Raw genomic sequence first — 24,864 nt, 5'->3', positions numbered from 1 at the left:
AGCTATTCAAGTGACCCAGCAACAGACCGCCGGCCCCCCGAGCGCAGGGCATGCTGACCTGGCCGAGGAATTCCTCGACCGCCAGACCCCTCTCAGCAGAATCCGCAACATTCTCCACCGCTACCCGGCCCTCAGCCCCGCCATTGTCCTGCTGATCGCGGTGGTGGTCTTCGGGATCCTCAATGAGCGCTTCCTGCGGGTGGAGAACCTGTCGCTCATCACGCAGCAGGTCGCGGTGGTGGGCACCCTGGCGATCGCCCAGACCCTGATCATCCTGACCGCCGGCATTGACCTCTCGGTCGGGGCGGTCATGATCCTGTCCTCGATGGTGATCGCCCAGCTTGCAGTCAGCAACGGCATCCCCGGGCCGCTCGCCCTCATTGCAGGTCTCGCCGTAGGTCTGGCTGCCGGGGCTCTCAACGGCTTCCTGGTGACCAGATTCCGGCTCCCGCCGTTCATCGTCACCCTCGGAACGCTGAACATTTTCGTCGCCCTGACGCTCCTTTACTCCGGCGGCAGCACCGTGCGCGGATCCGCGATGCCGCCGGTGCTCACCTGGCTGGGAAGCACGTTCCCGATCGGACCCGTCCGCATCTCCACCGGAGTCGTGATGATGATCCTGCTCTACGTCGTCGTTGCCTTCATTCTGGGCAAGACCGCCTGGGGACGGCACGTCTACGCGGTCGGCGATGACAAGGAAGCGGCCCGTCTTGCCGGTATTCCCGTCAGCCGGGTCCTCATGAGCGTCTACCTTGCCGCGGGCGCAGTTCTTGCCGTGGGCGCCTGGATCCAGATCGGCCGCACCAATGCCGCCAGCCCCAACGCCGGGGTCGATCTGAACCTGGACTCCATCACCGCCGTCGTGATCGGTGGAACCAGCCTCTTCGGCGGACGTGGCTCCATCTGGGGTTCACTGCTTGGCGCATTGATCGTCGGCATCTTCCGCAACGGCCTCTCACTCGCAGGCCTGGACGTCCTCTACCAGACTCTCGCCGTCGGCATCCTGATCATCGTTGCCGTGTCTATCGACCAGTGGATCCGAAAGGTCAAGTCATGACCATGACAGAATTTTCAGCCTCCCACACCGCCACCCGCGAACCCATCCTCAAAGCCAGGAACCTCGTCAAGACCTTCGGCCGCGTCGTTGGACTCGACGGTGTCAGCCTGGACCTGTACCCGGGCGAAGTCCTGGCCGTCATCGGCGACAACGGCGCCGGCAAGTCCACGCTCATCAAATGCCTGACTGGCGCCGAAATCCCCGACACCGGGGAACTCTATGTCTCCGGACAGCAGGTGCACTTCAAACGCCCGCAGGACGCCCGGGTCCACGGCATCGAAACCGTCTACCAGAACCTGGCTGTCTCCCCGGCACTTGATGTCGCCTCGAACCTGTTCCTCGGCCGTGAAGAGCGCCTCCCCGGCCTACTGGGAAGCGTGTTCCGGATGCTCGATACCAAAGGCATGCGCAGGAAAGCCAAGGAAGAACTGACACGCCTGGGCATCTCCACCCTGCAAGACGTCACAGTGCCGGTCGAGAACCTCTCCGGCGGCCAGCGCCAGGCCGTCGCCGTTGCCCGCGCGGCTGCCTTCGGCTCCAAGGTCGTCGTCCTTGACGAACCGACCGCCGCCCTGGGCGTCCGCGAATCAAACCAGGTCCTCCAGCTCGTCCGCGACCTGCGCGACCGCGGCCTTCCGGTCATCCTGATCAGCCACAACATGCCACACGTGTTCGATGTGGCAGACCGGATCCACATCCAGCGCCTGGGCAAGTGCGCGGCCACCATCACCCCGCAGTCCCACAGCATGACCGACGCCGTCGCGATCATGACCGGCGCCGCCAAGGCCTGACAGGGCCGATCGGCGCTTCCCGCTCCCTCGGGGCCCCTTCTCCGTCCGCGGGCCTGCCAACAGGTCCGCGGACGGATCCATCCCGGGGCTCCCCACCAACGGCAATCCGAAGAAAGAACCACGATGCACAAGCTCCAAGCGGCCGCTACTCACGACCAGATGGACGTCATTGTCATCGGCGAAGCCCTCATCGACATCGTCAACGGCCCCGGAGGGTCCATCAGCTATCCAGGCGGGTCCCCGGCGAATGTCGCCTACGGCCTTGGCCGGCTCGGCATCCCGACCGGGCTGCTCACAGCGATCGGCGACGACGAACACGGCACCGCCATCACCAACCACCTCCAAAGCGCGGGCGTCCGGCTTCTTCCCGGATCCACTTCCCTTGAACGGACAGCAACCGCCACCGCCACCTTGGCCGCAGATGGGTCGGCCAGCTACGAGTTCGACATCGCATGGCAGCTGCCGCACGTGGCGCCTGCCGTGATCCCGAAAGTTCTCCACACGGGCTCCATCGCCACGTTCCTCGCACCAGGAGCCGCCACAGTCCGCACCCTCCTCGAGCAATGCCACCAATCATGCCTGGTCACCTACGACCCCAACATCCGCCCCGCTCTCCTCGGCAGCCACTCGGAGGCACAGTCAGTCTTCGAGGACCTGCTCCCGCTCACGGACGTCGTGAAACTCAGCGACGAAGATGCACACTGGCTGTACCCCGCATCCTCCCCGGACGACGTCCTCTCCCATCTGCTGGAACAGGGCGCGCGCCTGGCCGTCATCACCAAGGGCGCAGAGGGCGCCCTGCTGGCCACACCCGGTGCCCGGTTCAGCATCCCATCCGTGAAGACCGAGGTGGCCGACACGATCGGGGCCGGCGACGCCTACATGGCCGCGCTCATCTTTGAACTGCGGACCCGGGGCGACGAGGCGTTCACGCCGCCCGGGCTCGAAGCCATCGGGCAGACCGCGTCGATGGCCGCCTCAATCACAGTGAGCCGCCCAGGCGCCAACCCGCCAACCGCCGAAGAGTTGCAGACGCGCCTGGCAGGCCCTCGAAGAAGCTTGCACGCAGTCGAAAGGTCGGCGGTTCTGTAACCACGCGCCCCGAGTCCCACCTCGGGCACAGCATTCCCCCTCGTCAGAGGGGTTTTTGCTTTAACGTGTGTACAAAGCTTGTGGTGGTGGCGCCCCTCTGACGCTAGGGGCGCGGGCTGGTGCCTGGCCGCCGCGGTGGCCCGTTCAGGTGTGTGGGTGGCGGGTTCAGGGTCCTGGCTGGTGGGCCCTCCGCCTGCTCTAGGTGGGGTTATGCGGTTCCTGCTCGTTCCGGTTCTGTCTGGTTGGTCGTGGGTGTCCAACACCGGTTCATGGTTCAGGGTCCGGGGTGCAACATGATGAATCCTCTTTGGCGCCGAAGTTTCTTCGGAAAGCTATTTCCGGCCGCAAGCGGGAGCTGTCCCTGTTCGTTTGTCCTGCCAAAGGGGTGTGGACAGTGTCCACACTTACGTCTGCTTTATGGAAGTGCCCATGGCGGTCCGCCCTTGAGTCTTCGACGAAAACGCTCTCAATGCACGTGCGGGCTCGGAACTACGGAGCTACGGAGCTACGGAGCTACGGAGCTACGGGGGGACTGTCCCCGGGTTTTATTGACTGTTTGACCTAGCGAGCGGATGCTCGTGAAAGGATTCTGAGAGGCCGATGGCTTAGCTGAGCAGTCCGCCGACGACGCCACGCTGCGCGGGGACGCCTCCGACGGGCCGCCGGGGCGTGGCCCCGGACCTGCAGACGTTCCAGCACGAAATGTTCGCGGATCAGGGTGTCAGTCTTTCCGAGAGAGGGGTGGATCCTCGGGTGCGCGGTGTCGGGTTGCATGCGGCTCGGTGACTGATTCGGGCCGGCTAGAGCAGGCCGGGGCCCGGCCCGGGGTGTCCAGGGCCGGTGGGGTTGGCTGCGTCTGTGTTGGCTGTGCCGGCGTTGTGGCTGGCTTTGTGGATTGTCTTGGCGAAGTCCAGGAGGGTGGTGCTGAGGGCGGGGAGTTCGCTGGGTTGCAGGCCGTATTTCGTGAATTCGGAGGTGGGGAGTGTCCGGTGTCTGGCGAGGGCGGCGGCGAACGTTGGCAGGTCCAGTGTCGGGTCGCGGCGTTGGCAGAGGGTGATCAGTTGTTGGTGGGTGAAGCGGCGGCTGGTGATGATGGAGTAGGCGGCGAGGTAGTCGCGGGCGTAGCCGCGTGAGTGTCGTCCGAGAGGCGTTCGGTGATGCCGTGTTCAATCAGGGCCTGGCCGCCGGCGAGGAGGAAGCCGTCGTCGGCCAGGACGTCGAGGGCGATCTTGGCTGCTAGACGCTGAGAGTGGTCCATGATGGGTGTTCCTTCGCTTCGCGGGTGGCGGGGAGCTGGGGGAAGCTGGTTTCCCAGAGCTGCCTGCACCGTGGAGGCAGGATCATGGTGGGCCACAGGGCGGTCAGCCGTCCTGGGTGGACGATGCGGCAGATTTCGCCGACGGACCCGGAATTCTGAAGGGTGAGTTGGTACAGCACTGAGCAGCTTCCGTCATCGTCCACGTTGTAGCTTTTTTCCGGTCCCCAGTCCAGGTGCAGGGGGAGTTCCACGGTTCCGGTGGCTGGGCCGTGCAGGTCGTCCAACGCGTTCGGGACCAGGTACACGAGGGAGTCGCCGATGGTGTGCCGGTGCTCGACCGGGGCCGCGACGTAGTCACGGAGCCGGGTGCGGATGAGTTCAGACACGGAGGTGCCTTCCCGCAGGGCTTTGCTGTGGGCTTCGTTCCACAGTTCGTCACTGACGCGGATCGTATGCCGTGGTGTCCCTGCCGACATAGTGCGCTCCTGCCTTTGAGAGGGTGTTGGCTTCACGGTCAGTCTACGCGGTGTCATGACACCCCGAAAGAGGGCGCCATGACCAGGCGAGAGACGGGTGTTGGCCGTTGACAGGAAGGCTCTGTACCCGTCCCGGTGACGCCCCTCGAGTCTCCGCCGCGGCACTTGATCGCCTCGGGCTGACACTGCCTGACTGGCTCGTACGGGCTACGTTTTCGGGAGTCCCGCGGCTGAGCTTCAACCGATGAAAACACCCCGGCTTCCCACACATGGGGCAGTCGGGGCTGTTTGATGTGGAGGACGGGCGTTAGGTCGCGAGCTGGTCCGCAAGGCGCGCCTTGATCCGCTCGCTGGCATCAAGGAGGGAGGCTTCGTTCACGGCCGCTGCCGCCGGGGGATTGTTGTTGCGGGCCGCTGTGATCAGGTCCTGCTGGTAACGCCACAACGAATCGTCGTCGCTCGCATCCAGCGAACCTTGTGCGCCGACAATCTTGTACGCCCGGCACTTCTGCCAGAGCGCCCGGATCATCTGCGCCAGCACGGGGTTGCCGGCAGCGTTGTACAGGATGGAGAGCAGGGCCTCGTCATGGTCCAGCAGGGCGATGACCCGTCGTTCGGCGATAGCTTGGCGCATCAGGTCGTACTCGGTCTGCATCTTGTCGCAGTCTTCGGAAGTCACCCGTTCGCTGCCCAGGCGTGCGGCCTCGGTCTCCAACAGCCGGCGCACGTCATAGACGTGGATCAGTTCCTCCAGCGTCAGGTTCTTGACCACGGCACCTTTGTGAGGTTCGCGCTCGGCCAGGCCCGCTTCCTCCAGCCGCCGGATGGCTTCCCGGACCGGCATGACACTGGTGCCCACCTGCTCGGCAAGGTCCCTGACCCTGAGCCGCGAGCCCGCGGGCAGGTCTCCGCTGAGGATCGCCGCATGGATCATGTCAAAGACCTGATCGGTCAGCAGGGTGGGTTCGACGCGCTTGGATATGACCACAGATCAAATATAGACCCGAGTCCCCAAAGTGCCCGCACCTTCGCCTTTTCGAAACGAGGAAAAATCTTTACTCGATCACTTGTGTGATTTGTGATCACATCATAAGGTGGTTTATGTCACACCGGCTCCACGGCCCGCGAACCTGAAGCGGGAGGGGCCCCAGAAGCTCAACAAGAACCGGCTTCGCTGCCAACGCCGACTGCCTCTCAGGCCGGACCAATAGAACAGATTCTCCATCGGGCGCCGTTATCTGCGGACGCTGCTGTGAAAGGAAAACCAATGTCCCACGTTGTAGATGACGCGCCGCTGTCGTCCTTCCACAAAAGGCTGGCACTGTTTTCGTCCGGCGGCCCGTTCCTTGACGGGTACATCCTGAGCATCATCGGCGTCGCGATGGTTCAAATCACTCCGCAGTTCAACCTTTCCGCCTCCACGCAGGGCATGGTGGGCGCCGCAGCGCTGGCCGGCATCTTCTTCGGCGCCTTCCTGGGCGGTTGGCTGACGGACAAGTTCGGACGGCACCTTCTCTTCACCGTCGACCTTATCGCCCTGGTGGTCTGCTCGGTGCTTCAGGCCTTTGTGAACGACGCCGTGTGGCTCATCATCCTGCGCCTGATGATCGGTTTCGCCGTCGGGGCCGACTACCCGATCGCGACCTCACTTCTGGCAGAATTCACCCCGAGCCGCTGGCGGGGGCCCCTCCTGGGCGCCTTCGTCACGATGTGGTTCGTCGGCGCGGCGGTGGCCTATGTCGTGGGCCAGTTCCTGCTGGGGCTCGACGGCGGATGGCGTTGGATGCTGGCCAGCGCAGCTGTTCCGGGGCTGATCATCGTCCTTTTGCGCATTGGCACGCCCGAATCGCCCCGCTGGCTTGTGAAGAAGGGCCGCTACGAAGAAGCCAACGAGGTGCTCGCCAAGGTCTATGGCCCCCACGTAACCCTGGCTGACCTGCCTGAGGAAAGCGGCTCAAACGTCAGTGTGGGTGAGCTGATCAGATCCGGCTACGGCAAGCGGATGGCCTTCATCACCATCTTCTGGACTTGCTCGATCGTCCCGCTGTTCGCGGTCTACGCGTTCGGCCCCGCCATCCTTGGAGCCCTCAACCTCGGCGGGGAACTGGCCAACATCGGCTCCGCTGCCATCACCATCATGTTCCTGGTCGGCTGCCTCATCGCCGTGGCCCTGGTCAACAGGATGGGACGGCGTCCGCTGATCATCCACAGCTTCCTCTGGGGCGGTCTGGCCCTCCTGGCCCTGGGAATCTTCCCCACTGCGGACAGCTGGGTCATCCTGGCCCTGTTCGCTGCCTACGCAGTGCTCATCGGCGGCACCCAGATCATGCAATGGGTTTACCCCAACGAGCTGTTCCCCACGGAAGTCCGCGGCTCCGCGGTAGGCCTGGCTTCATCACTGAGCCGTATCGGTGCCGCAGTTGGCACTTACCTCGTGCCTCTCGCGCTCAGCACCCTGGGTATCGGAACCACCATGATCATCGCCGGCGTCATAACCCTCCTGGGCCTGGTGGTGTCCGTCGCCTGGGCGCCGGAAACCCGCGGCAAGACCCTTGGCGAAGCAGCAAGGCTCGACGGCGTCCCTGCCAAGGCAGCGCGCCCGTTCAGGAATCACGCGCTCAGCTAAGCCAACGAACTTCCGGGGGAGTCGCTGCCACTGGCCGCTCTTCCGGCACCAATACAAGGAACAACAGCAAGGAATGGGAAAGATGAAAGACGTAGTAATCGTTGGAGGCGGACTTGCTGGGCTCTCTGCAGCCTGGCGGCTGAGGCACTGGGACACGGTGGTTCTGGAGTCCGCGAACCGGGTTGGTGGGCGTATCCGGTCCGAACGCCGGGGGGACTACTGGTTGAACTGGGGCGGGCATGTCTTTGCTGGTGCCGGGTCTTCCACGGATGCCCTGCTCACTGAGGTGGGCGTGATGGCGGTCCAGATCCCTGGTTCTCTCCAGGCGTTGTCCATGAACGGCAAGTTCATCAAGAAGGGGCACATCGCCACCTATCCGTTCCGTATTCCGATGTCCCTGGCTTCCCGGGTCGATACTCTGCGGGCCGGTTTGAAGGTGGTCAGCGGGGTGGCCAAGTACACCGGTGTTGTCCGGAAGCGTGCCGGTGAGTCGGGCGCTATGCGGCAGCAGCGGATCTATGATTTCGAGAATGACGCTTCGTTCCTGGATTTCATCGGGAACTTGTCCGAAGACGCAGCCGCACTGTTCAAAACCACTGTCACGCGCTCGGCGGGTGACATGGGCCAGATTTCCGCCGGTGCCGGCATCGGCTATTTCAGCCTGGTGCTGGGGATCGGCCAGGGGCTCAGTCAGGGAATCGTGGGTGGCCCGTCCACGCTGACTGAGTCCATTGCGGCTGCGCTGGGGGACCGCATCGAGCTTGGCGCTGTAGTCAGCGAGGTAGTCCACAGAAAGGACTCGGTCGTCGTCCGGTACCGCCAGGGCGGCATCGACCAGGAAGTGGAGGCCCGCACTGTGGTCCTGGCCACGACCGCAGATGTTTCGCACAAGATCGGCGTGGACCTGCCGGAGGACCTGCGCGGCGCACTGGACCAGATCAAATACGGGCCGCACGTCAGCACCGCTTTCCTGACGAATGAGACCTCAGCCCGCCCGTGGGATGACATCTATGCCATTGCCGCGCCGAAGCGTTCGTTTGCCATTGCCCTGAACCAGGCGAGCATCGTCCGCGGGACCGAGTCCGTGCGCAAGCCCGGCGGCAGTTTCATGACCTTCTCGCCGGCCAGCCTTGGCCGCGCCCTGCTGGAGAAGAGCAATGAGGAAGTCATCAACACCCACCTGCGCGACCTTGACCAGGTGCTGGGCCACGGTTTCGCGGACAGCGTGGTTGAAGCCAAGACCGACCGCTGGAAGGTTGCTTCCCCCTACTGCTTCCCTGGCCGGGCCAAGATCCAGTCCACGCTCATGCGTGGAACGGACCGGGTCTTCCTGGCCGGCGATTATCTGGGCACGCTCTACACCGAAAGTTCCATTACCACTGGGTTCTCCGCAGCGCAGGAGGCCGCGAGCGTGCTGGCCACCCACCGTCAGGCACCGCCGCACACTGGCCTGTCGGTCGTCGCGTGACCTCCACTGCGGGAACATCAGCCCCGTGACCAGCAGCACTACCCACGAACTCAAGAAGGAATCACTCATGTCCCACAACCTCCGCGGTGTCCTCACCGCCCTGTCTACTCCGTTCAACCAGGATGAGACCATCGACGTCGACACCCTGCGGCGCATTGTCGACCGCTCCATCGACGCCGGTGTTGACGGCGTCGTGGCAGCGGGCTCAACCGGCGAGGTGGGTGCCCTGTCCTCGGAAGAACGGCTGCTTCCCATCGAGACCGTCATCAAGCAGGCAAACGGCCGCGTGCCGGTCATCGCGAACACTGGCGCCACCTCCACCGCCGAGGCTATTCGCCTTTCCCAGGCAGCCGAGAAGCTCGGTGCGGACGTGCTCATGCTGGTCACTCCGTACTATGAGCCGCTGTCCCTGGAAGAGACCGTCACCTACATCAAGGACGTCGCCAACTCCGTCAAGATTCCGGTCATGCTTTACAACATCCCGGCAGTCACCGGAGTGAACCTGGACCCAACCACCGTCCGGGCCCTGGCCGAGGAAGTGGACAACATCCGCTACATCAAGGACTCCAGCGCCAACTGGGAACAGGCGCTGCAGCTGATCCACCACCACTCGGATGTCATCGGCACCTTCATCGGCTGGGACGTCTACCTCTATAGCGCCTTGGTGGAAGGCGCCGCCGGGGTCATGGCCGGCACGGCCAACGTGGTCCCGAATGAGATCGTGGCCGTCAGCCGCGCCATAGCGGAAGGCGACCTCGCCGGCGCCCTGGAACAGTGGCGGCGCGTCTACCCGGTGATTGACGCGCTCCTGTCGGTGCCGTTCATTCCCGCGATCAAGACCGGTCTGACCCTGCAGGGCCTTCGGGCAGGATCGCCGCGGCGCCCCACGGCAGACCTCAGCGCCGAGGACCAGGCCCGGGTCCAGCAGGCCCTGTCTGCCCTCTACCAGACGGTGGCATAGCGATGACCACGACAAAAGCAGCACCGTTTGCCGTTCGCCGGGCGGACAGCACGCGCGCCCCGTCCCTCCCGCCCTTCGGACAGTTCATCGGCGGCACGTTCATTCCTTCCACCTCGGACGCCACGGTAGACGTCGTCAACCCTGCTACGGAAGAGGTCCTCACCCAAGTGCCTGCCGGGACCGTCGAGGATGTCGACGCCGCGGTGGCCGCCGCCGTCGCGGCCAAAGCGGAATGGGCAGCGAAGACGCCAAAGGACCGTGCCGCTGTCCTGCTACGGGTCGCGGACATCATCGAGTCGAACCGGGAACTGTTCGAAACTCTGGAAGCTGCCAACACCGGCAAGCCGGAGGCAGTCGCCGAAGACGACATTTCCAGCGCGATCGACACCTTCCGGTTCTCTGCTGGTGCAGCCCGGGCTTTCAGCACGGTCGGTGCTGACGACTACGCGGAAAACCACACGTCCGTGATTTTCCGCGAGCCGGTGGGCGTTGTCGGCGTCATCACGCCCTGGAACTACCCGCTGCTGATGGCCGCATGGAAGATCGCGCCGGTCCTGGGCGCAGGCAATACCTTGGTGCTCAAGCCGTCGGAACAGACACCGCTGACCACACTCAAGCTCGCGGAACTCATCGCCGACGAGGTTCCCGCCGGCGTCGTGAACATCGTCACCGGCCCCGGACGGGTGGTGGGAAACAGGTTGTCCGAACACCCGGACGTGGACCTCGTGGCAATCACCGGAAGCGTAGGAAGTGGCCAGAAGGTGGCCGCGAGCGCGGCGTCCTCGGTTAAGCGCGTGCACCTGGAACTGGGCGGCAAGGCCCCCGTAGTGGTCTTCGCCGACGCCGATCTCGAAGCCGCCGCCCAGGGCGTGCGTTCCGCGGGGTTCTGGAACGGTGGCCAGGAATGCGGCGCGGCGTGCCGCGTCCTGGTGCACGAATCGGTGGCCGAAAAGTTCACCGAACTCCTGGTCCGGGAAGTCAGTGACATCTCCGTCGGCACCCCAGGTGCCGGGGCCGACGTCGAAATCGGGTCCATGATCTCGGGTGCCCACTATGAGAGGGTCCTGGCCGCACTCGAGGACGTCCGCAAGGACGGCCTGACCATCGCCGTGGGCGGCAACGCCATCGACGGACCCGGCTACTTCATCGAGCCAACCGTGGTCACCAACGTGCCCGCAGGTGCCGCGATCGCCAGCACCGAAATCTTCGGTCCGGTGGTGTCCGTGGAGACCTTCAGCACCGACGAAGAAGCCGTGGCCCGCGCCAACGAAACCATCTACGGGTTGGCGGCGTCCGTGTGGACCATGGACAGCGCACGCTCGCTCACCGTGCCCCGGCAGCTCGACTTCGGCACCGTCTGGGTCAATTCGCACTTGGTGATTGCTACTGAAATGCCCTGGGGCGGCTTCAAGGGATCCGGCTATGGCCGCGATCTTTCCAGCTACGCCCTGGAGGACTTCTCCCGCACCAAGCACGTCATGTACAACCGCAGCCAGGGTTAGTCACATCCCTGGACGGGGCCGCTCAACACACCGGACCTGACCGTCCGGACCGATGGTTCCGGGACACCCTTGCACCTGGGGGTCCCGGAACCACTTCCTTAACGCTTCGCGTTACACCGGTAGTACTGGGCATCATCGGCCTGTGGGCGGGCGGGCCGGCCATTGTCGCGCTGATCCTATTCCTGGTCTTCTCATTTTTCAAAGCCGGATACAACACCCTGACGAACGTCAATCCGGGCGAAGTCCTTCCCTGGGCAAAACCCTTACCCAGGCGGCAGCGGGTTACTCGCACTGATGAATTGCCCGCAGGTGAAGGGCTTACCCTGCTGTGCACAAAACCCCGGACAGTCGTCCAACGCTGACTGCGCAAGTTCAGAGTTTTATCCAGCAACGAAATAGTTCCGCCGATTACAGCGACAACACGTGAAAGGGCCTGATGGGACCGCTTTGGGAAATTGCCGGGTGGGTAGGTGCCGCTGCCATACTCAGTGCATACCTTGCTGTCTCCATGAACTGGTTAAAAACGGGCAGCGTCTTCCAGATCGCAAATCTTGTTGGTGCGTGTGCCTTTATCGTCAATGGGGCATTCCACCAAGCCTGGCCATCGGTTGCCACCAATGTTGCCTGGTTCCTCATTTCCGCCATAGCGCTTCTTCGCATGCGTTTCGCCGGACCAGTATCACTCCCAACAGTTGATCCTCCCCACACTCAATTCCCCGGCGTCCCTGACTCAGCCGGTGAGCTCCGGGTTATTGAGGTCTTTAACGTTCCCGAAGAACGGGACTAAGACGGTATTCAGCCATCGCCTTCACCAGATAACATCGAACACCTCCGAAGGGAACCCGTGATGCCGTCTACCTACTCCGCGAGCTACGAACCAGCAAAAGAGGTACCTTCCGTCATTGAACTACCCAGTGTTGCTGTTTTAGGTGCGGGAGCGATCGGCAAATCATTGTTGAAAGGATTGACGAAGCCGGGAGTTGCTGTCAACGGATCCATCTATGCCACCTGTTCTTCAGCCAGCCGAGCAGCTGAACTAGCATCCCTTTCGCAAGTCACTGTAACGGCGGTCGAAGATCATCCTTCCGTTAACAAGGATGCTGTCTTCGAGTCGGATCTGGTGGTCCTCGCCGTTAATCCGGAGGGAGTTCCGGCGCTCATCGCCGATGTATCCACGTCCTTCAGGCCGGGGGCGCTGGTGGTAAGCGTCGCTGCCGGCGTCACGCTGGCACGCTTGAAGAAGATGCTGCCGGACTCCGTCACCGTGGTTCGAGCGCTTCCCAATATGGGCGGGGAAGTTGGCTGCGGCGTCACGGGAGTGGCGACAAACGATTCATGCACGCAGGAAGACCTTAAGATCGCTTCAGATCTCTTCGGTACAGTTGGCACAGTCGTGGTTGTAGGGGATGACCAGCTTGATGAGGTGAGCAGTATCTCGGGATCCGGCCCGGGGTATTTCTATTTCTTCGTTGAACAGCTCACGGCCACAGGCATCGAACTTGGCTTCTCACCAGGACAGGCGCGGGTCCTCGCCGAACAGACGTTCCTGGGCTCGGCGGCGCTCATGCAATCATCCGGACAGAAACCAGAGGAACTGCTCCGATACTTCACCAGCCCGCAGGGGACCAGTATCAAGGCCATCGAGCAGCTGTCCGCCGCGGACTTCAAAAAGGTCCTCCTCAAAGCAACGGCTGCATCCATTGCACGGGCACGGGAAATTGCCGCGGAAACAGGGGAGTAGATTTTGCTCCCCACGCCGTCGACGCATCCCATGGCGTCGACACTGGATTCCGAGTTTTACGTGTACCGGTAACGGCTAGCCGGAGTCGTAGGTATCGGCGATGTAGACGTCGCAGGGCGCGTTCTGGGCCACGCTGTTGGATACGCTGCCCAGGACACGTCCAATGCCCTGCACCCTGCGGCTGCCCACCACGATAAGTCGGGCCTCCTTACGAATGGCTTCCCTGATGAGGGCATCCGCCGGCCTGCCGGCCGATGCAGAGTGCGTGATCTTGATGCCTCCGCCGAGGGTGTCGGCCACGGTCCTGGCAAACGTGTTCGGCCTTGTCAGCGTCCGACACGAGCCATCTGAATCTGCCGCTGGCGAACAGCTCTGCCCGGTCAGCATCGAATGCTGACACCACGTGGAGGGTGGCCCCAAGTGCCGTGGCAAGGTCCCTCGCGGCCTCCGCTGCCTTCCGCGCCGTCTCGCTGCCGTCAACTCCGAAAACAATTACTCTGCTCATGTGAATGCTTCCCTCCTTGCCGAAAATGCGTGGGTCCCTCCGGAGTAGCCTGCGCCAGCGAATGTCGAACGTCGAACGATTGGCCGCATTCATCTGGGCAATGGTGACGCCTGAAACGAATTTGGGCGCCCTCCTGCGGCCCTTTACCACTACCGGTGGCGGCGCCGGATGGGAGATCCGACGCCGCCCGATGCGGGGTGACGCTTTGGCTAGAGCTCGCTGGGTGCGCCCGGCTCGCCGACTGTCGGGTCGATCCCGTACTTCTGGAGGATCGTCTTGATGGTGCCGTTTTGGCGAAGCTTAGTAATGTCCTCGTCCAGTGCCTTGCCAAGCGTTGCGTTGTCGAGGCTGGAAGGCAGCATGACCTGGCCTACCCCAGCGAACTGTGGGACATGCGGATTCGGCATGACGTTGACCACCTTGACGCCCTCGATGGGGGCGCTTTTGAATCGGTAGTTGGCGGACGCGGAGGATGCCACGAGGGCATCGATGCGGCCCGCTTTGAGGTCTGCGTAGATGGACTCGTCGTCCTGGTAGATCTTGAACTTGTCTCCAAGCCACTTCTGCAAACTGTCGTTCCAGAGGTTGCCCGCGACCGAGCCGACCACTTTGCCTTCAAGGTCGTTGCTGGTAAGGCCCTTTGTCGAGACGATCGCCTGCGGATCGCTCCACAGGGGCGTGCTCAGGTAGACGATTTTCGTCCGCTCCTTTGTGCGCAGCCAGTTGCCCGAGCCGATGTCGACCCGCTTTGACTGCACGGACGGGATGACCGCTCCGGCGCCACCCGAAGTGCTCACTGTGACCTTCAGGCATTCGAGTTTGGCGATCTCGGCGATCAGGTCGCCCTCCATACCTGAGACGTTGTCGCCGTTCAGGATCGTGGCGGGCGCATAGTCGTAGCTTGCGACCGTGAGCTCCCCGGGAGTTATGGTCGTGAGCTTATGCGCGGCGGTGCAGCCGGATGTGCTGCCTGCGGTGTCGCTGCCGCCGCAGGCGGTGAGGGAGATGGCGAGCAATCCGACGGCGGTGCTAGCGGAAAGGGCGCGCGCGAGTGTACGGGGAGTCCGTGACATGTGTTTCTCTCTTTGCTGGGGTTGGTGGGCGGATTGCCCGGATGATGGAGCGGGTTTAGTTGCGTTGCAGGTGGCGGCCGAGGCGCCGTTCCAGCAACTGGACAAGGCCGAGGAAGACGAGAGTGATGGATCCGTAGATCACGGCAGTGAGCAGGTAGACGCTGAGGTATTGGAAGGTGATGGAGGCGATCTCGAAGCCTTTGGACATCAGTTCCGGCACCGCGATCACGAATGCGAGTGCGCTGCCCTGGAATACAAGGACGGCGAGTCCAGCCAGTGGCGGGGTGGAGATCCGAAGGGCCTGCGGCAGGATGATAATCCGGAATCCTGTCCAGCCGCGGAGCCCGGAAGTGATTGCCGCTTCTTTCTGTCCCCGTGGCACGGAGGCGATTCCGGCGCGGAAGTACTCCGACGCGTAGGCTCCGGTGTTCCAACTCAACGCGATGATCGCTGTGGTCAGCGAGGTCAGGGTGATCCCCGCGTCAGGGAGGCTGAAGTACAGCAGGTACAACAGCACTAGAGCCGGAAGTCCCCGCCCGATCTCCACGAACAGGAACGAGATCCACTGCAGAGGTGCGAGTTTCGCAGCTGCCATCACGGCGAACAGCAGGCCGAGCGGGAACCCAAAGAGCAAAGCGAGTCCGGTCAGCTGGAGGCTGACGAGCAGCCCCGGAGCGAGGTTCGGCAACCATCCAAGCCACTGGGTAAGCATGTCCATCACGCCACTCCGATCTTCTTGCGCAGCCTGAGGTCGACCTGCCGGGAGACGAGGGCAACGACGAGGCTGATCATGATGTAGAGCGCCCCGGCAATGATGAACGAAAGCAGACCCTGATGCGTCTGCTTCGCGCTCTGTTGGGCGTAGTAGGTGATCTCACGCACCCCGATCGTGGACGCGAGGGCAGAGTCCTTCAAAAGCCCGATGCCGTACGTGGCGATCGCGGGCAGCGCGACACGGAACGCTTGCGGGGTAATGATGTGTCCGACGGTAGTGACGGTGCTCAGCCCGAGGGCGTGGGCGGCCTCACGTTGGCCCTCGGGGATGCTCAGCAGACCAGAGCGATAGATTTCGGCCATGAACGCCGAGGCGATGATGGAGAAGCCTATGATCGCAGCCTGGATCGTGGACAGCCGGAGCGCGTATTGGGGTAGGCCGAAGTAGATCAGGAACAGCCACGTGATCGGCGGGATGACCCGGACCACGTTGATGTAAAACGTGGCGACACCCCGCACGATCGCGAACGGTGAGCGCGCAGCAGCGACGAGAAGCAAGCCGATGATGCCACCGAACAGGAGCGACGCGCCCGTTACGTAGAGTGTGAGGCCGACGCCCTGGGCAATCGCGGGCAAGAGTTGGGTAGTCATCGCAGTCTCACCTGTCCAGGACGGCTTTGAGGAACTGCCGGGTGCGTGCGTTTTGCGGCTCCGACATGACCTGCTCGCTCGGGCCGATCTCCAGCACGCCGCCGTTGCCCATCACCATAATGCGATTCGAGACGTCGCGGGCGAAGTGCATCTCGTGGGTGACTACGAGCATGGTCATGCCCTCATCAGCGAGATCACGCATGACGGCGAGAACCTCAAGGCCGATCTCCGGGTCGAGGGCGGACGTCGGCTCGTCGAAGAGCATGACTTTCGGCGACAGGGCGAGAGCGCGAGCGATGGCGATCCGCTGCTGCTGTCCTCCCGAGAGGCGGGCAGGATACGCCTTGGCCTTTTCGGGGAGGCCGACCCGCTTGAGCAGCATTTCTGTGACCGCCTGCGCCTGCTCCTTGCTCGCACCCAACACCTTTCGCTGCGGCAGGGTGATGTTCTCCATGACGGTGAGGTGAGGGAACAGGTTGAAGCTTTGGAAGACCATTCCGGTGACGCGGCGGAGGTGGTCGAGGCTGGCCTTGTCCGGCAGCTTCCCACCGGCAACAACCTGGGCTCCACCGATCGCGATTGTGCCCTCGGTTGGCGTCTCCAAGTAGTTCAAGCATCGCAGAAACGTGCTCTTTCCCGCCCCCGACGGCCCGATGATCGAGACCACTTCGCCTTCGTTCATCACCAGGTTCACATCCGACAACACACGGCTAGCGCCATAACTCTTGCCGAGCCCGGAGACCACGACCTCCCCGGAGAGCGCAACCGGGGGAGTTTTCGTGCCAAAACTTAAGCCCATTATTCGTTTCCTTCGGGTAGTGGGCGCCTGCAACCCTGAGATGGGTCCCCGCGCGGTGCCGTGCTCTGCACGCCCGGACGGTTTGCTCAGTGCGTGGACAAGTTGTCGCATTCCTCACAACAACTTGTGCTCTACATCACTTTATCCAGAGGATACGAGCTTGTCTAGATCTGTGATCACATCTTAGGTGGTGGTCTATGTCACACGCGTAAAAGGCCGTGTTTAGCTGACTTGGAGAGGCATTCGCCTTGGGGCCTGTCCGATATGGCCGGACCCCGGGGTGTTCCGGTGGTTTAGTCCGGCGTGACTACCGAGGTTCGAATAAGTGATGCTACTCGCGCTGCTTCCGTGTAGGCCCCGTGCGTGCCGGCAGTCTCAGAGGTGTAGTCGCCGGCAAAATGGAGCAAGCCCACAGATTCCTGCAGCTCGGGAAGCGCTGCAGCGCGCTCCGGATCCAGCAGCGCGAAGCAGTGTTCCCAGGTTTGGGCATGTACGCCGATAATCCTGCCCCTGAGTTCCGGGGCAACAGTAAGTACGGCCTCAACCCATTCGGCAATCCGCGCTTCGTCCTGTTCAAAGCCGGGTTGGAAACCGGCCGAGTTCCCGTAACAGGTCAGTTGGAGGATCTTGGCCTTTGAAGTGAATTCGGTGCCGCCCGGGACCGGATTGATGATTGCATCAAACGGCATTCCAACCGTAGTGATGAACGACCAGTTTTGATACTGGGGAAGACCCTCGATATCGGCCGCGATGTTGAGCGTGGTGCTGCCGGGCGTCCCCACCCTGTCCAGTGCTTCCATTTTCCATGCAGGCAAGCTCTTGGCCAGCCTGGGCACTGCCGGGGCTGGAACGGCAAGAACGACCTGCCGCGCCCAGAGTGTTTCCTCACCCGCGGGACCCAGGACGGACACTCTGTATGCGTCTTCTATGGGGATGAACGCTACGTCCGTGACATACGTGTTTAAGTGGACAACGTCCTGTGGAAGATGCTCCAGGATGGCACGGGGGATGGCCTGCATCCCCTCCAAAGCAAACAGTCGGTTGTTCTTTTCCCGGGCAAGGTAGCTCGCAAAGTAGCGTAAGGCATACTTGGCTGATAGCCGCATGGGGTCACCTACCGCGCCGCCGCGAATCGCAGTGGCCACGATGTCGCGGACGGCCGGCTGCAGACTGTGCAGGCGGTCCGCCACCGTTTCATCGGCAAGTTGCTTCAGGTCGTTCCGGAGAGCGCCGTTGCTGGTACTTTCCGCGTACTCCTTGAGCGAGCCATCAATGAACTCCTTGAGCTCGGCCTTCTCGGATTCGCTCAGGTTCAGCCTGGCAATCAGGTCCTCGTTGGTATCTGCGACGACAGTGCGTCCGTTGACGTGGATGCCGTAGGTATTGGGGCGGAACGGCACCGTCTCCAGCCCTAATTCGGCGGCGATTTCTTCTGTTTTCGTATCCCTGTAGATGAACATCGCACCGGAGTTGGCGGAGGTGCCCGCCAGGGAAACGGTGCGCGACCGACCGCCAACATCGGGGCCCGCTTCGAGCACGCGGATATCCAGCTTGAGGTCGCGGAGGTAATAGGCCGTTCCCAGCCCTGCCGCGCCCGCGCCGACTATTAGTACATCGAGCATTGCTTAACCTTTTCTTCCTACTGAAACCATTGGTTCGAAGCACCGGGCCCGTTTCATCTTGGCCAAGTCCGCCGTGAGGTCCGCTCCCTTAAGCGCTTTCTGCAGCGTGGTCTTCCGGGTGCGATTCATGTCACAAGGTACCCATATGTGATCATGTCCACAGGCTGTCGTCAATAGATATATCAGACTCGTTTGAAATCAACGCTTACGTATGCGCTCAAGCCGCAGCTCACACCGACGGGATCGCCCATGATCGAAAGCGGTATTGCTTCCGCGCCGCGACGGAGCAGATCCGGGGTCGCCGCGGTCGGTGCTTTGGCCTCGGTTTCGATTCGCCCTGGATCCTTCGGCCCAACCTGCCAAAGCTTCCTGCGGGAGCTCCTATAGACTGACGTCTCCGAACTGAATAGGCCACTGACCCTATATCTTCTGAAGAAGGCTGCAAATGACTGGTGACCGCATGGGGACCATGAGGCTCCAGACCACGGGCACCTTGGGACAAATTGCCTACGGGGAACTCCGCGAAAAGTTAATCACTCTCGAGATCCCGCCTGGCCACCCGTTGAACGAGGTCCAGCTTGCTGCTTCGCTCGGCGTCGGTCGGACAGCTATTCGTGAAGCGCTGACCCGGCTTGAGTGCGATCATCTCGTCGCTTCCTATCCCCGCAAGGGGACCTTCGCCACCATGGTGGACCTCGCCGAACTGGCCGAAGTTTCAGAAGTCCGGATGGTCCTTGAGCCCCTTGCCGCCGGACGGGCGGCAAGAACGGCCAACCCGGACCTCCGGAACGAACTCTCGCAGCGTGCCGCATTCTTGGAACAGCTGGATCCGGCATTGGATCAACGCTCTCTGATGCAGCACGATATGGCCGTGCATCGTTTGATCTACCGAGCAGCGGGAAGTTCCCGACTAGAAGAAATACTCGTCCGCTACGACAATCTGGCTACGCGCATTTGGTGTTTCCTTCTCGACAAGCTCCCCCCTGTATATGAGGAAATCAAAGAAATCGCTATCCTGCTCCGGGCAATAGCGAGTGGCGATGATGAACGGGCTTCCTCGCTTGCCCTTGAAAGCATTGCTGCGTTTGATGCAACAGTCCGCAAGGTTATCTAAGCGGTTGGGCGCACGGAACCTTTGACCTTCGAACAGGCGGGGAAGCTTCGTCGTTCGGCTACCTGGTTCCTCCGTTAGCGGGCCTTGGCGGCACGTCCCGGCTTACTGCGTTTGGCTGAGGTTGGAGATCTCGGCAAGTCGCATCAGAGGACCGGAAGTTGGTATGGCACTCTCGGCGCCTTCGGTTGTAGAAGGCGACCGGCCAAGACTGAATTCGACATAACTATTTCGTACGCGGCGGCCGTGTGAATATCCTCAGGGTCTGGGTTGCCTGGGATTGGATCAGGGTCGAAGGTGCCGGGCTCTCCCGAAGAAACTCCCTCCCCCGGATGTTGCTGTCTCAGGGCAAAAAGAGGGTGTGTACAACATACACACTTTGGGCTTCGGACTGGGTCGTACATCGGCCGGACTGGCTCGTATTCGCTATGTTTTCGGGAGTTCCCTGTGTTTCCGGGGCCTGGAATGCGGTTCGAGTCCCACCTCGGGCACAGCATGACCCCTCGTCAGAGGGGTTTTTGCTTTAACGTGTGTACAAAGCTTGTGGCGTCCCTCTGACGCTAGGTTCGCGGGCTTTGGCCTGGCCGCTGCGGTGGCCTATGAAGGTGTGCGGGTGGCGGATTCAGTCGCCGTTGACAGCCGTGGCTAGTGGGCCCTCCGCCCTCTGTGTAGCTGTTGAATGGTTCCTCGTTCCGGTTCTGTCTGGTTGGTCGTGGATGGCCAACACCAGTTCATCGTCCAAGGTTCCGGGTACAACATGATGAAACCGACTTTGCGCGGAAGCTTCTTGGAAAGCCGCTCCCGGTCGTATGGGGGAGCGCAGTGCCTGTTCGCTTCTCCTGCCAAAGGGGGTGTGGACATTGTCCACACTTATCCCTCCATCCGGACGCACTCCCGGCCGGAGACCTGGCCGAGTGGAAACTTGACCCAATCGGCACCGCAGACCGTCTCTTCCCCGGGGCGCGGTCCGTAGTCCAGCGGTTCGGCCTGGACATCTCAGCAGCCCCCGTGAAGCCAAGCAAACTCGGCTGGACCGAGATACGCTACGCGCCGAGCCGTGACTTCGGGGCGTGGATCAATCAGGTCATCGGACTCAGCGACGATCAGGTGAAAGCGCGAGCCAGCGACTACTGAACGTCATCGAGTCGAGGGTGGTGCACCGACACGCTGGCCTTGCAGGGCCAGGCAGCCATCCTTCGGCAGCCTGCGTGACTTTCGGCACCCCGACATGATTCCCCGGCACGCAGGGTTTAGCAGAGCTTTGCGTGAGCGGCTAGGAAGGCTTCCTTCTTCGCGTTCGGATCGATCAACTTTTGCTCCCTCGATGAGGCCCTCGGATCCCTGGGCCCTCTCCTGATAACCACCGAGCAGGTGTACGTCGCCCAAAGGCGCCGATATTCCTGAAGGGGCTTCGTCGACCAGTGCTGCTGATTTCGGACGATTCGTGTGCCAAGGTGCTATGGCCAAAGGCCAGTGGTTGTCTCCTCGACCGCAAACGTAGCGCCTGGCCGACCTCGAGGCCGGTTCGATGACCTCCGAGCTTGCTCAACCCGTGACAACCCACTGTCGTACAGGCTGGATACGCGTCGACGAGGAGATAGCCGAGCTGCGCCGTCACTTCCAGGCAGCCACGACCCCGCAGGATCTGGCCGGTAAGCCAAATGGCAGGCGGGCGGCGGCCACGGCACACCTGTATCCTGACAATGCAGGTTGAATGGTTCCAGCGGCCATCAACCAAGCTCGGTTCGCGGCCGGATGACGGTCCGGAATCTTGGGCCGTAGCCATCCATGTTGTCGAATCACCGCCGCAATCGTCAGTCTCCGATCGGCCTTCGGACTCTTGGAATGGATCTTTATCACTACCGACACGCCAGCTCCCGTGGGAATCCCGACGCCGGCCCTCAAACCCGAGCGCAGAGCTATGGTGGTTGAGCGTGCCCTTGTGACATGGGCCGAGGCTGGTGAGAGCATGACCGCGCGATGGCGTTCGGCGAACGGCAGACCGGCGCCGACGCGCGTCGAAGTGGTCTCCGACTCTCTCACGGCCGATGATGCGAGCCGGATGGCGTCACAGGGGATCGCGATGCTCTGGCACGGTGACTTCCAGAACGCACGGCAGATCCTCAACGCCATGGACCGACGGATAGGCGCCGGAAAGAAAGAGATCACAGCAACTCCGGCCGATAAGTTCTATCGGCACCGCCAGTCCCGCTCGCACCGTGCACGCATTCTCGGCCTGCTGCTGGTTCCTCTTTATCCGGGCCCGGTGGTTCCGCTGCGCCGCGCACCGGACATCGGGCAGGCCGCCGCTGAAGCGTACGGTGATATCGGCGAATCTTCCATTGTGTCCCTGCATGAGCTTGTCGGGGCCATTGGCGCCCACGAGTGGCGGCGTAATGGCGTCTACGTCGATGCCCTGCAGGGCCGCATCCACCCGCACTATGGCACGTTCTTCCCCACCCGCAGTGAGTATGTGGATCTCGTGGCCGCCGCTGCGCTGCCCTCTGACACGCTGGCGTTCGACGTCGGAACCGGCACGGGTGTACTCGCTGCCGTCCTCGCGCGCCGTGGCGTCCACCGCGTGGTGGCGACGGACAATGAACCGCGTGCAATCGCCTGCGCCGCTGAGAATTTCCGGAACTTCGGTGTCCAGGACCGTGCTGAGGCCGTCCTGACCGACTTGTTCCCGCCGGGGCGGGCACCCCTCATCGTGTGCAACCCGCCCTGGATTCCGGCCACGCCGCACTCCACCCTGGACAACGCCGTCTACGACCCCGGGAGCAGGATGCTGTTCCGCTTCCTGGACGGACTCTCCGACCATCTGGAGCCGGGCGGTGAGGCCTGGCTTGTCCTCTCCGACCTGGCCGAGCACCTTGGCCTACGGACGCGTGACGATCTGCTGACCGCCATCACGGCGGCTGGGCTGAAGGTGGTGGAACGGCTAGATACCAAGCCAACGCATCCGAAGGCATCGGACCGCGACGATCCCCTGTTCGAGGCGCGCACGGCCGAGGTCACGTCGCTGTGGCGGCTTGTTCGCCGATAGTCCGGTGCGATAGGCGGGTCACCTGGCCAGCGGCCGCCGTCGGGGAGTACGACGGCGGCGCGTGGGCTGGGTGCCACCCAGCCCAACGGCTCCGCAAACTACCCCGCCTTCGCGGCCTGCGAGGCCGCCATCCACTCGCTCATCCACGGGGCCCGGACGCTCGACGTGATCCGGCAGTAGGCCACGAATGTTCCCCTGGCGCCGGCGTCGATCCCGTCCGTGAGCGCGGAAAGGTCCGCCAATGAGCGGATGATCGCGGACTCGGCGCCAAGCGCGCGGGCGATGCCGCTGAAGTCCACCTCGGGGATCAGCATTGGCTTTTCGGTCAGGCCCTGGGAACCGTACTGGTGGATTTCGGCTCCGTAGGCGGCGTCGTCGTAGATCACGACGACGGCGCTGCTGGCCGCCCCAATGAGCGATTCGTGGTCGGACAGGCCCATCAGGAAACCGCCGTCGCCGGAGGCCAGCACCAGGGTGCGAAGGTCACGCGTTCAAGAAAAATAGCCAGCCTGGGTTCTGCCCGCTTCATCCGCGTCCGCAAGAGCCACCGCTCGGCGTACTCGACCGGCCGGATTGCTCAGGATAGAAACCTTAAGGCCGAACCGGGAATGTCTGGGTGCTGGTCTAGTTAGCGCCACGCCTTATGACGCGTTCGGTCAAATGTTGGCCAAGCGGCCTGTTGACCGGGTTGCTGTGGACGCCCACAAGATGCACCTGCTCGACGAGGTCAGGGCCTACCAGTCGGTGGCGGGGGACTGCCTCGGCGAAGCCCGGCGGTTCAACCAAAGCACTGTTCTAGTCGATGGGGCCGAACGCAAGCTGGACGAGTTCGCCCTCGCCGGGAACTACCACCACGACGGCGACGAAAGAGATGACAACGCTGAGTGGGTTGTACCTGTTGAATGGGCCCGAGCCGTTCCGCGTGAGCAAACCGTGCGGAAAACCGGCCTGTTCGCCATTCAGAACACGGCTGCAAGGATGCGAAATCAGTTCACGATCGAGCACGGCACCGCTGCTTTCGGACTTGATGGCGAAGCACCAGCGGATGGTCAATCGTTGAGAATCTCCATCGAGGTATCCATGTACAAGTACCCGTGCATGAAATGCACGCAACCGTTTTGGTGGGTTATGTGGATGAGGGCGGTTTCGCCTCAACCGGCTGATTGGCAGAACGCGTGGCCTGGAGGTCCGGAGGCCTTTCTTGAATCCGGCAGAGACTTCAGAATGCCGGTGATGATCGACCAGCCCTCAGCTGCATCATGTGCCCGGTATCTATTACGCCATCTGGATCTACGAGGACGAGCGCGCCATCTTGTGGACCGGCGACTAGGCTTGCCCGGGGCGTCTTACAACGCCAACCGTTGCCCGGCGTGTTTCCACATTGCTTATTGGTACTACTACGAACAAGTCGTCATTGCTGCCAGCCAAGACCAACGGCGATTGTTCGTCGCGGTACCGACAGAATTGGCTACCGCTGAGTGGGCGAAACTTATCGACGATCAAAATTCTGTCTGGGTGTTCTGACTTCTGGCACTGCACTGTTTTCAAAGAGTCACAACGTCGCACAGGCCAATTCCATCACTACTGTCGGTGCTCTGTGAGCGGAGTCGATGTCTAGGCTGTGTACCGTTTTGGTACCATCTAGCTATGGCAATGAACCTTCGAGTCCCGGAAGACCTTGACCGCCGGCTGGAGAAGCTCGCGGCCGAGGAACACACGTCCAAGTCTGCGCTACTGCTGCAGGGCGCCGAACTGGTTTTGCAGCGGCATGCCCGCCGCCGGGAAATCAGTGAAGGGTTGGACTTCGTGATGAGCCACGACGCTGAACTGCTCACCCGGCTAGAAGACGCGTGACCGCGTACCTGGACATCGAGGATGCCCTGCAGGTTGTTGACCGGTACGGCTTTCACATCCGGGATGTAGGCCTGCTTGCTTCGGCGTTGGCCAGGCCTGCGACAACCGTCATGGGTGCTGAGGCCTATCCCGAACTAGCGCTGAAGGCGGCCGCCTTGCTTGAGTCGGTGGCCCGCTTTCATCCGCTCATCGACGGCAATAAGCGCACGGCCTGGACCCTGATGGTGCTGCTGTTATGGATCAACGGATACCGCCATGACTTCACGACCGATGAGGGTTTCGAGCTAGTCGTGGGAGTGGCTGCTGGCAACATCGAGGTGCGGGACGCTGCTGCGGAAATTTCGAAGCACTTGGTGGGCCGCTAAGCCTTGCCGATCTTCTTGGGAGACCGGGTGTGGACACTGTCCACACCTTGCCCGTCGGACTGGCCCGGATTCCGCATGTTTCGAAGACTTCCCACTGTTCGCAAGGGCTGGAACCCGGTTCGAGTCCCACCTTGGGCACGTGTTTTCCCACT

Annotated in this window: 24 protein-coding genes and 1 pseudogene; 15 read left to right on the top strand and 10 right to left on the bottom strand. The window is 62.4% G+C overall.

Annotated elements, in window-relative coordinates; translation table 11 throughout:
- Positions 1-10: 10 nt before the first annotated feature.
- The 3 genes from ABEA18_RS11120 to ABEA18_RS11110 all read left to right on the top strand — a co-directional run bounded on the left by ABEA18_RS11120 (position 11) and on the right by ABEA18_RS11110 (position 2,940).
- On the top strand, positions 11-1,057 hold the full coding sequence (locus ABEA18_RS11120) for an ABC transporter permease (protein ID WP_234750546.1): 1,047 nt from the start codon (positions 11-13) through the stop codon (positions 1,055-1,057).
- Positions 1,054-1,848, top strand: a complete 795-nt coding sequence (locus tag ABEA18_RS11115) for an ATP-binding cassette domain-containing protein (RefSeq protein WP_284984946.1) — start codon at positions 1,054-1,056, stop codon at positions 1,846-1,848. The genes ABEA18_RS11120 and ABEA18_RS11115 overlap by 4 nt, the downstream gene beginning before the upstream one ends.
- Positions 1,849-1,971: 123 nt before the next feature.
- Positions 1,972-2,940: a carbohydrate kinase family protein gene (locus ABEA18_RS11110; RefSeq protein ID WP_345449446.1), complete on the top strand. Its 969-nt coding sequence runs from the start codon at positions 1,972-1,974 to the stop codon at positions 2,938-2,940.
- 1,057 nt (positions 2,941-3,997) lie between these two features.
- Here the strand turns inward: ABEA18_RS11110 and ABEA18_RS11105 are convergent.
- From ABEA18_RS11105 to ABEA18_RS11095, 3 genes are all read right to left on the bottom strand, one after another.
- Positions 3,998-4,198 (bottom strand): hypothetical protein, encoded by a 201-nt coding sequence (locus ABEA18_RS11105; protein WP_345449445.1) that lies wholly within the window; start codon positions 4,196-4,198, stop codon positions 3,998-4,000.
- Positions 4,177-4,674: a hypothetical protein gene (locus ABEA18_RS11100; RefSeq protein ID WP_345449444.1), complete on the bottom strand. Its 498-nt coding sequence runs from the start codon at positions 4,672-4,674 to the stop codon at positions 4,177-4,179. Before ABEA18_RS11100 ends, ABEA18_RS11105 begins: the two co-directional genes overlap by 22 nt.
- A 307-nt stretch (positions 4,675-4,981) precedes the next feature.
- Complete coding sequence (locus tag ABEA18_RS11095) at positions 4,982-5,662, bottom strand: GntR family transcriptional regulator (RefSeq protein ID WP_345449443.1); 681 nt, start codon at positions 5,660-5,662, stop codon at positions 4,982-4,984.
- A 279-nt stretch (positions 5,663-5,941) separates the two neighbouring features.
- On the opposite strand from ABEA18_RS11095, the gene ABEA18_RS11090 reads away from it, so the two are divergent.
- The 6 genes from ABEA18_RS11090 (at position 5,942) to proC (ending at position 12,972) form a co-directional block, all read left to right on the top strand.
- Positions 5,942-7,300 (top strand): MFS transporter, encoded by a 1,359-nt coding sequence (locus ABEA18_RS11090; protein WP_345449442.1) that lies wholly within the window; start codon positions 5,942-5,944, stop codon positions 7,298-7,300.
- An 82-nt stretch (positions 7,301-7,382) separates the two neighbouring features.
- Positions 7,383-8,768: a protoporphyrinogen/coproporphyrinogen oxidase gene (locus tag ABEA18_RS11085; protein ID WP_345449441.1), complete on the top strand. Its 1,386-nt coding sequence runs from the start codon at positions 7,383-7,385 to the stop codon at positions 8,766-8,768.
- Between the two features lie 25 nt (positions 8,769-8,793).
- Positions 8,794-9,729, top strand: coding sequence for a 4-hydroxy-tetrahydrodipicolinate synthase (gene dapA, locus ABEA18_RS11080; RefSeq protein ID WP_345449440.1), 936 nt, complete (start codon positions 8,794-8,796; stop codon positions 9,727-9,729).
- A gap of 2 nt (positions 9,730-9,731) precedes the next feature.
- A complete protein-coding gene (locus tag ABEA18_RS11075) occupies positions 9,732-11,231 on the top strand; it encodes an aldehyde dehydrogenase family protein (RefSeq protein ID WP_345449439.1) in 1,500 nt (499 codons plus the stop codon).
- 436 nt (positions 11,232-11,667) lie between these two features.
- The gene (locus ABEA18_RS11070; protein ID WP_345449438.1) at positions 11,668-12,018 is read left to right on the top strand and encodes a CBU_0592 family membrane protein; all 351 of its coding nucleotides are present in this window, start codon (positions 11,668-11,670) and stop codon (positions 12,016-12,018) included.
- A gap of 60 nt (positions 12,019-12,078) precedes the next feature.
- Positions 12,079-12,972 carry a pyrroline-5-carboxylate reductase gene (gene proC / locus ABEA18_RS11065; protein ID WP_345449437.1) on the top strand — a complete coding sequence of 298 codons (894 nt, stop codon included), beginning with the start codon at positions 12,079-12,081 and terminating at the stop codon, positions 12,970-12,972.
- 75 nt (positions 12,973-13,047) lie between these two features.
- Here proC and ABEA18_RS11060 read toward each other — a convergent pair.
- The 6 genes and pseudogenes from ABEA18_RS11060 to ABEA18_RS11035 form a co-directional block, all read right to left on the bottom strand.
- Positions 13,048-13,477, bottom strand: a pseudogene (locus tag ABEA18_RS11060) (universal stress protein).
- Between the two features lie 209 nt (positions 13,478-13,686).
- Entirely contained in the window at positions 13,687-14,550 is an 864-nt protein-coding gene (locus ABEA18_RS11055; protein ID WP_345449436.1) for a substrate-binding periplasmic protein, read from the bottom strand.
- Positions 14,551-14,605: 55 nt separating this feature from the next.
- Positions 14,606-15,268 carry an amino acid ABC transporter permease gene (locus tag ABEA18_RS11050; RefSeq protein ID WP_345449435.1) on the bottom strand — a complete coding sequence of 221 codons (663 nt, stop codon included), beginning with the start codon at positions 15,266-15,268 and terminating at the stop codon, positions 14,606-14,608.
- A complete protein-coding gene (locus ABEA18_RS11045; RefSeq protein WP_345449434.1) occupies positions 15,268-15,915 on the bottom strand; it encodes an amino acid ABC transporter permease in 648 nt (215 codons plus the stop codon). The genes ABEA18_RS11050 and ABEA18_RS11045 overlap by 1 nt, the downstream gene beginning before the upstream one ends.
- 7 nt (positions 15,916-15,922) lie before the next feature.
- Positions 15,923-16,714, bottom strand: coding sequence for an amino acid ABC transporter ATP-binding protein (locus ABEA18_RS11040; protein ID WP_345449433.1), 792 nt, complete (start codon positions 16,712-16,714; stop codon positions 15,923-15,925).
- A gap of 293 nt (positions 16,715-17,007) precedes the next feature.
- Entirely contained in the window at positions 17,008-18,336 is a 1,329-nt protein-coding gene (locus ABEA18_RS11035) for a flavin monoamine oxidase family protein (protein ID WP_345449432.1), read from the bottom strand.
- Between the two features lie 445 nt (positions 18,337-18,781).
- On the opposite strand from ABEA18_RS11035, the gene ABEA18_RS11030 reads away from it, so the two are divergent.
- The 3 genes from ABEA18_RS11030 (at position 18,782) to ABEA18_RS11020 (ending at position 22,493) form a co-directional block, all read left to right on the top strand.
- On the top strand, positions 18,782-19,450 hold the full coding sequence (locus ABEA18_RS11030; protein WP_345449431.1) for a GntR family transcriptional regulator: 669 nt from the start codon (positions 18,782-18,784) through the stop codon (positions 19,448-19,450).
- Positions 19,451-20,455: 1,005 nt separating this feature from the next.
- Complete coding sequence (locus ABEA18_RS11025; protein WP_345449430.1) at positions 20,456-20,581, top strand: hypothetical protein; 126 nt, start codon at positions 20,456-20,458, stop codon at positions 20,579-20,581.
- Positions 20,582-21,416: 835 nt separating this feature from the next.
- A complete protein-coding gene (locus ABEA18_RS11020; RefSeq protein ID WP_345449429.1) occupies positions 21,417-22,493 on the top strand; it encodes a methyltransferase in 1,077 nt (358 codons plus the stop codon).
- 98 nt (positions 22,494-22,591) lie between these two features.
- Here the strand turns inward: ABEA18_RS11020 and ABEA18_RS11015 are convergent, their stop codons facing one another.
- Positions 22,592-22,963, bottom strand: a complete 372-nt coding sequence (locus ABEA18_RS11015) for a thiamine pyrophosphate-dependent enzyme (protein WP_345449428.1) — start codon at positions 22,961-22,963, stop codon at positions 22,592-22,594.
- Between the two features lie 238 nt (positions 22,964-23,201).
- Here ABEA18_RS11015 and ABEA18_RS11010 point away from each other — a divergent pair, with 238 nt between their 5' ends.
- The 3 genes from ABEA18_RS11010 (at position 23,202) to ABEA18_RS11000 (ending at position 24,712) form a co-directional block, all read left to right on the top strand.
- Positions 23,202-24,017 carry a hypothetical protein gene (locus tag ABEA18_RS11010; RefSeq protein WP_345449427.1) on the top strand — a complete coding sequence of 272 codons (816 nt, stop codon included), beginning with the start codon at positions 23,202-23,204 and terminating at the stop codon, positions 24,015-24,017.
- Positions 24,018-24,140: 123 nt separating this feature from the next.
- Entirely contained in the window at positions 24,141-24,347 is a 207-nt protein-coding gene (locus tag ABEA18_RS11005; protein ID WP_223941739.1) for a ribbon-helix-helix protein, CopG family, read from the top strand.
- The gene (locus tag ABEA18_RS11000) at positions 24,344-24,712 is read left to right on the top strand and encodes a type II toxin-antitoxin system death-on-curing family toxin (protein WP_345449424.1); all 369 of its coding nucleotides are present in this window, start codon (positions 24,344-24,346) and stop codon (positions 24,710-24,712) included. The genes ABEA18_RS11005 and ABEA18_RS11000 overlap by 4 nt, the downstream gene beginning before the upstream one ends.
- The last annotated feature ends 152 nt before the right edge of the window (positions 24,713-24,864 follow it).

The organism is Arthrobacter gyeryongensis (assembly GCF_039543785.1).
Classification (GTDB): Bacteria; Actinomycetota; Actinomycetes; order Actinomycetales; family Micrococcaceae; genus Arthrobacter; species Arthrobacter gyeryongensis.
This window is presented reverse-complemented; position numbering and strand designations above follow the sequence as displayed.